We start from the raw sequence: 10,365 nt of genomic DNA on the forward strand, positions 1-10,365 counted from the left end.
GGCGCTCAGAATCTCGCGCACCTCCGCCTCCGCGCTGCGGCCGTGCTCGGCCGCGCGCACGCGCAGCGCGCGGTGTACCTCGTCGGGAACGTTCCGAACGGTCAGGACTGCCATCGCTCCACCTCCAGCACCTGTGACAGCACTCTAGCAGATTGCAGTCATAGACGATCGAGGCCTCGATGTCCTCGGTGCACCGACTCCGCGCGACTGAGACGGTGCCTGCGCCCCGGCTTCGCCCGTGTTTCCAGGCGTCTCGTCGCTCTCAGGAACGAGCGCCAAGTGACCCCCAGGTGACCCCGAGCCTCCCGAGGATGCCGTTTCGGGCGGATTCTGACGTGTGACGAGTGCGGGGCGTGCGCCCGGCCTAACGGCCAGACTTCCCAGCAATCACAAGGGATTCCGGCGTCCGCTAGGTTGGAAGCACTAGGGAGTCGTCGCATAGTCCGGTCGAGTGCACCACCTTGCTAAGGTGGAGTCCCCTCACGGGGACCGAGGGTTCAAATCCCTCCGTCTCCGCAGTGGAATTGATAATGGAACCCCTGGCACGCGTGAGCTTGCCGGGGGTTTCTGCATGCCGTGCGAGCACCGGTAGCTGCGGTCTTGTCCGGGCCGCGCCCGCACAACTCCGGAAATCTGCACAATTCCGCACCTGTACAGCCCCGGCATCCGGAGAACCGCAGATTTCCGCAGCAGTGCAGAGTGCCGGCTGTGCGCAAGAAGAGCGCGCGGCCAGATGTCAGTGTGGACCGCGGCCACGTGTCAGTCCTCGGCCTGGTCGTCGGGGGTGTCTGTCGATTTCGCGAGCGTGTGAAGGCCAGGCACTGCGGTGCTCTGCGGCTCTTGGCTCGGCCAGGGCGGGAGAAACTCCGACAGGATGCCGATCATCTCTTCCCACGACCGACCAGCCGGTGAAGCGACCCACGCGAGGAGAACAACGACGATGCTGTTCGCCGCGAAATCTGCGGCGGTTCGGTGGACGGCAGCCGACGCGTTCGGCCGACCTGCGCGAGTGACCCTTCCGTCCGCGGGTTGTCAAGGCTCGCGCGATGCGCGTCATGGGCTGCGCTGCCCTGTCATGGCCTCGTCCAGCCGCCTGACGAGGACAAGGAGGGCGTCAGCGCCCCGCTGCTCGTCTGTGCGTGCGTTGGGTATTGCTCCGGGGAGGAAGCTGCGCATGTCGTTGGCACGCAGCTCCGCCGTGATCCTTCCGAGTGTGTGCACGAGCGCGGCGCCGCTATCGCCGCCCCACATGATGTCGGCGTTGATCATGCCGTCGACTTCTTCGGAGTTCTCCATCAGGGTGGTCAGTGCGTCAAGGAGCAATCCGGCGGGTTCGCCCTCCACAAGGACATCGTTGATCGTCATGACGCCAAGCTACGGCGCGGCCCCGACACCCAGCCTGCGACGGGGGAGGAGCTGCGTGACACGACGCGCCAGGCGCACCGGAGTACCCCGTGACCCCGATCCCGCGGATCGGGGTCAGCGCTCGTTCCTGCAGAGCCGCGGCGCGGTCAGGGGGCGATCGCTTCCAGGGCGGCGCGGGCCTGCGCGGGGTCAGCGCCGTCGGCGACCGCGGCGAGCGCCTCCCTCCAGGCAGCCGCGATGACCCGCCCGAGCAGCGGGGACGCGTGCTGAGCGGCCAGCAGGTCCGTCAGCCGGTCCCCCTCGGACCCGGCGGGCGGGGTGCCGAGCAGGCGCGAGAAGCCCTCGCGCACCGCGAAGTCGAAGCCGACCAGCAGCGCCGACCGCGCGCCCGCCGTCGGTTCTGACGCGGCATCGGCCGCTCCCTCCATCCGATCCAGCAGGCGCCGCTCGACGTCTGCGCGCACGAACTCGTACAGGCCGAGCTTGCTGCCGAAGTGGTGGTAGATCGCCCCGGTGGTCACCTCGGCGTCGGCCGCGAGCGCACTGACCGTCACCTCGTCGAACGGTTGGGCGCCGAACTGCTGCACCGCGGCCAGCGCGAGCCGGCCGCGTGGGGAGGTCGACACCGGAATCCACTCGCGCACACTTACATAATGCGGTTATGCTCGCCATGAATCGAATTACGACACGGAAGGCATCCACTATGAAGCTCGAGTTCCTGCTCATCCCGACCACCGACCTCGGCGCATCGCTGGTTCTCTACCGCGACGGACTCGGCTTCACCGAGTTGTGGCGCGAGGGCGACACGACCGTCGCGCTCGCCCTGCCGGGGAGCGAGGTCCAGATCATGCTCGATGCGAACGACCCGACCGCGCCGATCTCCCCGGTCTTCGTGGTCGATTCCGTCGCCGCGTTCCACGCTTCCCGCCCGGAGGCCCTTGCCGTGGTCGAGGAGCCGACGGAGATCCCCGGCGGCTTCCAGGGGACCTACCGCGAGCCAGGCGGGGCCATGATCCAGGTCATCGACCAATCCACCGAAGCGGCGGTCTCGTAGCGGCGACGGCCGTCGAGCGCGGCGACCCCGAGGCGGGCGCGACCGACAGCGGGCGGCCTGCGGTGCGCGCGGCCACAGCCGTGCCCGCATAGCGCCGCGCGGCTTCCTGGTCGAACCGGGAGCACCCGTCCGGGGAACAGCGGCACCGGACTGTCGAGAGCATGCGCCAGTTTGTCTTTCCTCGCGCCGACCGGCAGGGCGCTGACCCCGAACAGCACCTCGGCGAGGGCCACACCCGACAGATACAGGTCGCCGGTCGCCCGCGCGTTGAGCCACCTGAGCACACGCGGATCCGGCGCCGGCCGCGTCGCCTCGGACACGACGTTGGTGTCGAGGACGATCACGCCGTGCCGGCGGTTTCGCATCCGGCGAGCGACGATGTCGGTGGCATCGGTCACAATGGACGGATGCCCGCCGTCGCCCAGGTTCTCGAGCTCACCCCGCTCGCCGAACGCGACGCCGCGTGGAAACTCCTCCGCGCCGACAACGCACCTGTGATCGCGGGTCTTCTCGGCGCCCACCTGGGTGGGGACCAGCGCCGCATCGACGCCGAGGACCTGTACGAGCGGATCGATACCGACCTCGAGCGGCTCCGCGCGCAGGGCCTGGCCCTCGCGCTGACCGCGAAGGGATATTGCGGGCAGTGGCGATCGGCTGGCTTCCTGGTGCGGCGGCCGTCGTCGGAAGCACGGGGCGAGACGCTTGAGCTGTCGCCGGATGCGATCGCTGCCATCCGGTTCCTGCAGGGGCGCTCCGCCCCGCGGTCGAGGGTGACCGAGTCGCGCCTCGCGAGCCTGGCTGCCCAAGTCCGCCGCCTCGCGATCGATACCGATCCCGACGTATCGGCGCGGATAGCGCTTCTGGAGGAGGAGATCGACGGGATCGAGCGCCGCATCGAAAGTCTGCGTTCGGGCGACGAAACCGCGATCGACCCGGAGCGAGCGCTCGAACGCGTGCGCGACGTGCTGGTGCAGGCGGCGGACGTTCCGGACGACTTCGCCCGGGTTCGCGTCGAGTTCGAGACGCTCAATGCGTCGCTTCGAGCGAAGATCGTCGAGTCCGATGGCTCGCAGGCGTCCGTCGTCGACGACGTCTTCCGCGGAATCGACCACATCTCCGACTCGGATGCCGGCCGCAGCTTCGCCGCCTTCTCTCAGCTCGTGCTCGACCCTGCACTCGGTGCCGCGTTCGAGGCCGACATCCGCCGCATCCTTGACCGAGGATTCGCCCGCGATCTCACCCCGGATGAGCGCCGGGCGCTGCGCTCGTTCCTCACGACGCTCAAGAGCCGCAGCGCTGAGATCCACGACGTCATCACACTGTTCGCCCGGGCGCTTCGCCGCTACGTGCAGTCGCAGGACTACCAGCGCGACCGGGTGCTGCGGACGCTCCTGCGGGAGGCTCAGCACGCGGGGATGGCCGCCGCCGCGCACACGCGGCCCTGGCATCCGACGTCCCTCACCCTGGATCTGTCCTCCGTCGGGCTGTCGAGTATCGGGGCGATCGACCCTCACGACCCTGCCGAGTTCGACGCCGCCGAAGAGATCGTCACGCAGACGGCATCTCTCGCGAGCCTTGAGGACTTGCGGGCGATCGCTCGGGAGACCGAGATCGACTTCGAGGAGCTCACCCGAAACGTCAACGACCTGCTCGTGGAGATGCCCTCATGCACCGTCGCCGATGTCCTCGCTCGACACCCCGCGACGCAGGGCGTCGGCAGCGTCATCGGACTGCTCTCGATCGCGGCTGAGCAGGGCACCGTCGACGGTGAGCGCGAGGTGCTCGCGTGGCAGGGCGCCGACGGTGTTTCGCGAGCCGCGGTCGTCGCCGCGCACCGATTCACGGGAGCGGTGACATGACCGAACCGGCCACAGTGGATGCCGTCCCCGACGAGCCCCCAGGTCTCTGGCGCGGCGATGCGGGGGAACTGCCGGACCGCACGCGGCGTGTGCTGCTGCGTCTCGTGCGCGGGCCGTATCTCTCGGGCGCGCGCGAAGCGCTGCTGTGGGCGGTCCTGGTCACCGACGAGGCCGTCATCCGCTCCCGGCTCGCCGACCTGTTCCTCGAACTGGTCATCGACCGTGACAACGAGTTCGCTTTCGTCCGAAACGCTCCCTCCGACGAAGCCCCGAAAGCGGTGCGTTCCGAAGCGCTGACGTTCCTCGACACCGCCATGCTGCTGGTGCTGCGCCAGACCTTGCTGAGCGAAGAGGGCCGCGGCCGGGTGATCGTCGGGCAGGCGGAAGTGTTCGAGCAGCTCGCGGTGTTCCGCACCCCGGACCGCGACGAGAAGGACTTCGCGAGCCGCGTCAACTCCTCGTGGAACAAGATGCAGAACAAGCTCCGAGTCCTGCACGCCATCGGCGATGACCGCGCCGAGATCTCACCCGTGGTCCGCCTGCTCGTCGACGCCGACCAGATCCGCGCGATCACGGCGGAGTACCAGCGGATCGCTCGCGAAGCTGAGGGCGACGTCATTGCTTCACCGACGGATGCCGAGGACGAGACCCCATGACGATGCTGAGCTTTCCTGCCGACGAGCCGGAAGCCGACCCGACCAGGCCCGGCCAGTGGCGTCTCGCCCAGATCGAACTCGTCAACTGGGGCACGTTCGCAGGTCACGTCACGGTCGACGTCGCGCGGACCGGCCACCTGTTCACCGGGGCGTCCGGATCGGGTAAGTCATCGCTCCTCGACGCGGTCGCCGCCGTCCTCACCCCCGACAAGTGGCTGCGCCTGAACGCGGCCGCTCAAGACGGTGCTTCCCGGCACAGCGACCGGACACTGATGAGCTATGTGCGGGGTGCCTGGAGCAAGGAAGCGGACGAGACGGCCGATCGCGCCACCACGACGTATCTACGTTCGAAGGCGACGTGGAGCGGCATCCTGCTGCGCTACGAGAACCTCCGCGACGAACCCGTCGCCCTGCTGCGGGTGTTCCACGCACCCGGCACGCGCACGGACCCGACGGCGTTGAAGGACGCGCGCATCTTCACCCGCGGTCAGATAGAGCTTCGAGAGATGACGCCCTACGTCCAAAGCGGCATCGATGCGCGCCGCATGTCGAAGGCGTTCTCCGACGCGCTGATCACCACCGGCGGACGACACGGCCGCTTCCACGAGCGCGTCATCCGCCAGTTCGGCTTCCGAGCAGACACGACGCTTCAGCTTCTCCACAAGACCCAATCGGCGAAGAACCTCGGGACCCTCGATGCGCTGTTCCGTGGTTTCATGCTCGGCCAGCCGGGCACGTTCGCCCGGGCCGAGACCGCCGTCGAGCAGTTCACGGAACTCGATTCGGCCCACAAGCACGTGGTCGACCTGCGAAAGCAGGCCGACGCGCTTCGCAAGGTCGATGAGGCGATCACGGAGTTCGACCGGGCCAGCGCCGAGGTGGCCGCGATCGCCGACCTCCACGACGCGGTCGAGCCGTTCACCTCGGAACTCAAGCTGCGCCTTGCGAAGGATGCCGCAGGTCCGGCACGTGCCGTGCTGGCCCGTGCCGAAAACGAGCTGAGCGACGCCGCACGCGAGCAACGGTTGGCGGCCGAGGCGCTGGAGACCGCGAAAGCGCGCGTGCGGGACGAGGGCGGTGCGCGCGTAGAGCTTCTGCAGGAGCGGATCGACAGCGCGCAGCGTGCCGAAGACAGCACCCGGCAGTACCGGTCCCAGCTGGCCGCCGAACTGGCGCGGATCGGCGCACCGCTCCCCGAAGACGCGGAACAGTTTGCGGAGCTTCTCGCGGTGGCCGTCACGGAAGCCGCGCGCGAGATCCCCGCGGTGTCGTACGAGGTGCGAGACGCCGCGAGTCAGGCACGCAAGGCACTCGACGACGTCACGCGACAGATTCAGGCGCTGCGAGATCACCGAAGCAACCTCGACGAGAAGCTTCTGAGAGCCCGGCGACTCGTCGCCGCCGCGATCGGTGTGCCGGAGTCGAGCATCCCCTTCGCCGGTGAGTTGATCTCGGTCGCTGAACAGCACACCGCGTGGCGTGGCGCGGCGGAGCGTGTCATGGCCCCGTTCTCGTCGACGCTCCTCGTTCGCGACGAACACCTCGTCGCCGCCCGTCGCGCTGTCGAGTCGCGCACACTCGGTGTCCGGCTCGTCATGGAGGCCGTCCCGCACTCGGTCGACGAGCCGCGTCGTCCCAAGGACTCCCGTTCCCTCGCTCATCGCCTCACCGTGAGCGATGGGCCCTTCGCCTCGTACGTCCGCAAACGCATCGCCACCGAGTTCGACTTCGCCTGCGTCGCGCACCCCGACGAGCTCGATGACGTCGACCGTGGCGTCACGATCGGTGGTCTCGTCAAGCGCAACTCCCGCAGGTACGAGAAGGACGACCGTCACGATGTCGGTGATGCCACCCGGTGGGTGCTGGGCGGCGACACAGAGACGCGGCTCGATGCTCTGCTGGAGCGCCGTCGCGCGGCGGAGGAGGCGGTGGCGGAGGCGTCGGCTCGGGATGCCGAAGCCGATGCGCTTCGTCAAGACGCGGTGACCCGGCGCGACGTCTTCACGCGTGTGTCGACCGTCACCTGGGATCTCGTGGATCTCGTGTCGGCAACGGCGTTCACCGCCGCCCGGCGCGACGAGCTGCGCGTGCTCACGAGTGAGTCGGGGACTCTCCGCGACGCCCAGGAAGCCGCCGAGCGAGCGACCCAGCGACGGGAGGAGACGAACGAGAAGCACGCACGGGCGCTCGGAGACCGCGCGGTCGCCCGCAAGAACGTCGAGAGCATCGATGCGCAGATCGCCGAACTCGAGGTCGCTCCGCGCGCACCGGTCGACCAGTCGATCGGTGATCAGCTCGAAGGTCGCTTCCGAAACGAACGGCGCTCCATCGGTCTACAGACGGTGGACGAAGTCGCACGGAAGGTGCAGTCCGCCCTCTCGAAAGAAAAGGACGCCGCTGCCAGCCGGGTGACCGACGCGGACGCCCGGTTCGCCGGGCGTGTCGCCGAGTTCCGGCTCAACTGGCCCGCGGCATCCGCTGAACTGACGCCAGACATCGGCGACCGGTACGGCTACCGGGAGCTTCGCGACGGCATCCTCGCCCGTGGCCTGCCCGAGAAGGAGGCGGAGTTCCGCACGCTGTTGCGGGAACGATCGCAGGACGTCGTCGCGCACGTGCTCAGCGACCTTCGCGATGCACCCGGGCTCATTCGGGAACGGGTCCTGCCCGTCAACGCGTCCCTGGGGCGGTCACCGTTCGAAGGGGCGGATCGTTTCCTCGAGATCGACGTGAAGACGACGCGGACTCCCGAGGTCGATGAGTTCCTCGCCGACCTGCGCCGCATCGTCGAAGGCAACTGGGCCGACGAGACGGCGGACGGTGCCGAGCAACGGTTCGGCGTGTTGCAGCGCGTGATCGGCCGACTCGGATCGAAGGATCGTGTCGACCTCGACTGGCGGGGTCGCGTGCTGGACACGAGGCTGCATGTGAGCTTCCTCGCTCGGGAGAAGGATGTCGCCGGGCGGGTCCTGCGCGTGTACGACTCGGCCGAGGGGCTGTCCGGCGGGCAACGGCAGAAGCTCGTCATCTTCTGCCTCGCCGCCGCGCTGCGATACCAGCTGACGGACGAAGAGGACCAGGTCCCGCAGTTCGGGTCGATCGTGCTCGATGAGGCGTTCGACAAGGCCGACAGTCGTTACACGCGCAACGCGATGGACGTGTTCCGCGCGTTCGGATTCCACATGATCCTCGCGACACCGCAGAAGCTGCTGCAGACTCTCGAACCGTACGTGGGAGCGATCACCTCGGTGTCGAACCCCGATCGAGATGCGTCACGACTGGCGAATGTGGTGTTCTCGGTCGACGAACCGCAGGTCGCTGCCACGCCGCATGCGGAGTCGCGCGCGTGACCACGCTCGTCACGCCGGCAGACGTCCGCGCACGAGCGAAGAAGCTCTTCGACCGTGATGCGCGCACGTGGGCAGCCGAACACCGGACCGATGTCGTGCTCGACGTGTCGCTGCGTCCGCCGACCGAGCGCGAGGTGCTGGGCGACCTCGATCGCGTTCGACAGTGGGTCACCTCCTGGCGCGGTGTCACCGCGGCGTCGGGCATCGAGCTGGAGTGGGTCGTCCGAAGCTGGCCGCGCGTCGGGTCGCAAGAGGTCCCCGTTCGCGCGGTGCTGCGTGGTCCGGATGCGATCGCCCGGGTCGCCGGTGAGGCGGGCGCCTGGCGCCTCCTGGTGGCACGGCTTGATGAGCTGAGGGGTTTCGCCGGTTCCGCGCCCGGCGTTGTGCTCCGTGCCCGCGCCCGCGCGATCGCCGATCTCGACGGCGCGGATTTCACCAGGCTCGTCGACGTGCTGACCTGGCTGCGCGAGAACCCCGCATCAGGCCGTCTGATCCGGGAACTGCCGATCCGCGGCATCCACACCAAATGGATCGAGTCGCGCCACGGGCTCGTGGAGGCGCTGCACCGGGCGGACACGGGCGCGCCCGGGCTGGGCCTGCGTGAGCCGTCACCCCTCGTGCGCATCCGCGTTCTCGACCCGTCGCTCGCGTTCCACGGGCTCACCGACGTGTCGGCGCCCGTGGACGATCTCGCGGTGAGCGCGATCCGGCCCGGGCGCGTGTTCGTGTTCGAGAACCTCGCCACCGTGCTCGCGATGCCGGACGTGCCGGGCGCAGTCGCGGTGCACGGTGGCGGTCACCGCGTCGATCTCGTCGCTCGCCTCCCGTGGGCGCAGACGGTCACGTACTGGGGCGATCTCGATTCGCATGGGTTCGCCATCCTCAACCGGCTTCGCTCCCGGGGAGTGGACGCGACATCCGCGGTGATGGACACGGACACCCTGTTCGACCACCGCGACCTGTGGGGGATCGACCCGGACCCGAACGTCGGTGTGCTCGAACAGCTCACGCCCGGGGAGCGTTCGACGCTCCAGGCGTTGAGTGCGGAGGGGAACGTGCGCTTGGAGCAGGAGCGCGTTCCGTGGAGCTACGCGCTCACGCGGCTCGCCGTGAACTGAGCCGGCAGCCGACGGGCGGACCCGCGCGGTCTCACACCGTCCGCGCGGCCTCGCGCACCGCATCGACGACCCGGGCGGCGATCCGCACCGCGTCGTCGACGGACGATGCATCGTACGCGCCCTCGGCATCGAGAAAGTTGATGGATCCGATCGTCTCGCCCCGATATCGCACCGGGACGTTGATGATCGCGCCGCAGCCGAGCGACTCGATGGTCGAGGAGTCGAAGAAGAAGGACCGCACGGCCTCGGTGTCGGGGCCGAGGAACGGATGCCCGCCCCGCACGACCTGCTCGAACCAGAACGGGGAGGTCTGCCCGTCGAGGGTCTTCCGGCCGCCGACCGGGTACACGTCCGGATGACTCGTGTAGAGGCGCGCCATCGTCGTCGCCCGGTCGGCGATGGCCGAGACCGTGAACAGGATCACGCCGGGTGAGCGCCGTGCCTCCTGGTGGGCTTCGGGGAGCGAAAGAACGGTCATCGGGGTTCTCCTTCAGTGTTGTCCGGTCGAGGCGGGGTCGGCCCCGAGCCGAGGGGCGAAGGCGCGGACCAATGCCATGATCGCCAGCGTCGACCGCGGATCTCCGATCGGCAGCCCCAGCGTGCGGGCACGGTCCAGTCGCACCGTCAGCGTGTTCCGGTGGATGCCCAGCGACTCCGCCGCCGCGGTCACCGAGCCGCTGGCCACGAATGCCGCAACGCTCTCGGCCAGCGTCGCCAGATCCGGCGCGGCACAGAAGTCCGGTACGACCAGTCGCGCGATGGTGCGGGCGTCGGCGACGTCGAAGAGGTAGCCGATCGCCGTCAGACCGAGATCGTCGAACAGTCCGATCTCCGCCGGGGCCGTCGCCTGCGCGGCCCGGGCGGCCGACCGGGCCTCGACGACGAGGTCGTGGAGGCGTGCCGGGTCCGATTCCAGACTCGACACACCGATGACGATCCCGAGGTCACGCAGCCCCGGCGCGG

Annotated in this window: 11 protein-coding genes and 1 tRNA gene; 6 read left to right on the forward strand and 6 right to left on the reverse strand. The window is 68.9% G+C overall.

The window, feature by feature from the left end; translation table 11 throughout:
- The coding region (locus ACK5KK_RS02605) for a FitA-like ribbon-helix-helix domain-containing protein (protein WP_416888545.1) at positions 1–114 on the reverse strand (114 nt) is incomplete at its 3' end.
- A 313-nt stretch (positions 115–427) separates the two neighbouring features.
- Between ACK5KK_RS02605 and ACK5KK_RS02610 the strand changes: the two genes are divergently transcribed.
- Positions 428–516: transfer RNA gene (locus tag ACK5KK_RS02610), tRNA-Ser, on the forward strand.
- Between the two features lie 537 nt (positions 517–1,053).
- On the opposite strand, the gene ACK5KK_RS02615 is transcribed toward ACK5KK_RS02610, so the two are convergent.
- Both ACK5KK_RS02615 and ACK5KK_RS02620 read right to left on the reverse strand, forming a co-directional pair.
- A complete protein-coding gene (locus tag ACK5KK_RS02615; protein WP_416888535.1) occupies positions 1,054–1,365 on the reverse strand; it encodes a hypothetical protein in 312 nt (103 codons plus the stop codon).
- Between the two features lie 146 nt (positions 1,366–1,511).
- Positions 1,512–2,009 carry a TetR/AcrR family transcriptional regulator gene (locus ACK5KK_RS02620; protein WP_416888536.1) on the reverse strand — a complete coding sequence of 166 codons (498 nt, stop codon included), beginning with the start codon at positions 2,007–2,009 and terminating at the stop codon, positions 1,512–1,514.
- Positions 2,010–2,068: 59 nt separating this feature from the next.
- Here ACK5KK_RS02620 and ACK5KK_RS02625 point away from each other — a divergent pair, with 59 nt between their 5' ends.
- Positions 2,069–2,419 carry a VOC family protein gene (locus ACK5KK_RS02625; RefSeq protein ID WP_416888537.1) on the forward strand — a complete coding sequence of 117 codons (351 nt, stop codon included), beginning with the start codon at positions 2,069–2,071 and terminating at the stop codon, positions 2,417–2,419.
- Here ACK5KK_RS02625 and ACK5KK_RS02630 read toward each other — a convergent pair.
- The gene (locus tag ACK5KK_RS02630) at positions 2,353–2,817 is read right to left on the reverse strand and encodes a PIN domain-containing protein (protein WP_416888538.1); all 465 of its coding nucleotides are present in this window, start codon (positions 2,815–2,817) and stop codon (positions 2,353–2,355) included. The two genes, ACK5KK_RS02625 and ACK5KK_RS02630, sit on opposite strands and share 67 nt — an antisense overlap.
- Positions 2,818–2,826: 9 nt before the next feature.
- Between ACK5KK_RS02630 and ACK5KK_RS02635 the strand changes: the two genes are divergently transcribed.
- The 4 genes from ACK5KK_RS02635 to ACK5KK_RS02650 are packed head-to-tail and all read left to right on the forward strand — an operon-like array spanning position 2,827 to position 9,402.
- Positions 2,827–4,278, forward strand: a complete 1,452-nt coding sequence (locus ACK5KK_RS02635) for a DUF3375 domain-containing protein (RefSeq protein ID WP_416888539.1) — start codon at positions 2,827–2,829, stop codon at positions 4,276–4,278.
- Positions 4,275–4,934 carry a DUF4194 domain-containing protein gene (locus ACK5KK_RS02640; RefSeq protein ID WP_416888540.1) on the forward strand — a complete coding sequence of 220 codons (660 nt, stop codon included), beginning with the start codon at positions 4,275–4,277 and terminating at the stop codon, positions 4,932–4,934. Before ACK5KK_RS02635 ends, ACK5KK_RS02640 begins: the two co-directional genes overlap by 4 nt.
- Positions 4,931–8,284, forward strand: a complete 3,354-nt coding sequence (locus ACK5KK_RS02645) for an ATP-binding protein (protein ID WP_416888541.1) — start codon at positions 4,931–4,933, stop codon at positions 8,282–8,284. The genes ACK5KK_RS02640 and ACK5KK_RS02645 overlap by 4 nt, the downstream gene beginning before the upstream one ends.
- The gene (locus ACK5KK_RS02650; RefSeq protein ID WP_416888542.1) at positions 8,281–9,402 is read left to right on the forward strand and encodes a DUF3322 domain-containing protein; all 1,122 of its coding nucleotides are present in this window, start codon (positions 8,281–8,283) and stop codon (positions 9,400–9,402) included. The genes ACK5KK_RS02645 and ACK5KK_RS02650 overlap by 4 nt, the downstream gene beginning before the upstream one ends.
- Before the next feature lie 31 nt (positions 9,403–9,433).
- Here ACK5KK_RS02650 and ACK5KK_RS02655 read toward each other — a convergent pair whose 3' ends face one another.
- Both ACK5KK_RS02655 and ACK5KK_RS02660 read right to left on the reverse strand, forming a co-directional pair.
- A complete protein-coding gene (locus ACK5KK_RS02655; protein ID WP_416888543.1) occupies positions 9,434–9,880 on the reverse strand; it encodes a GAF domain-containing protein in 447 nt (148 codons plus the stop codon).
- Positions 9,881–9,892: 12 nt separating this feature from the next.
- Positions 9,893–10,365: helix-turn-helix domain-containing protein (locus ACK5KK_RS02660; RefSeq protein WP_416888544.1), on the reverse strand; the 473-nt coding region annotated here is incomplete at its 5' end.

The organism is Microbacterium sp., assembly GCF_047972865.1.
GTDB lineage: Bacteria > Actinomycetota > Actinomycetes > Actinomycetales > Microbacteriaceae > Microbacterium.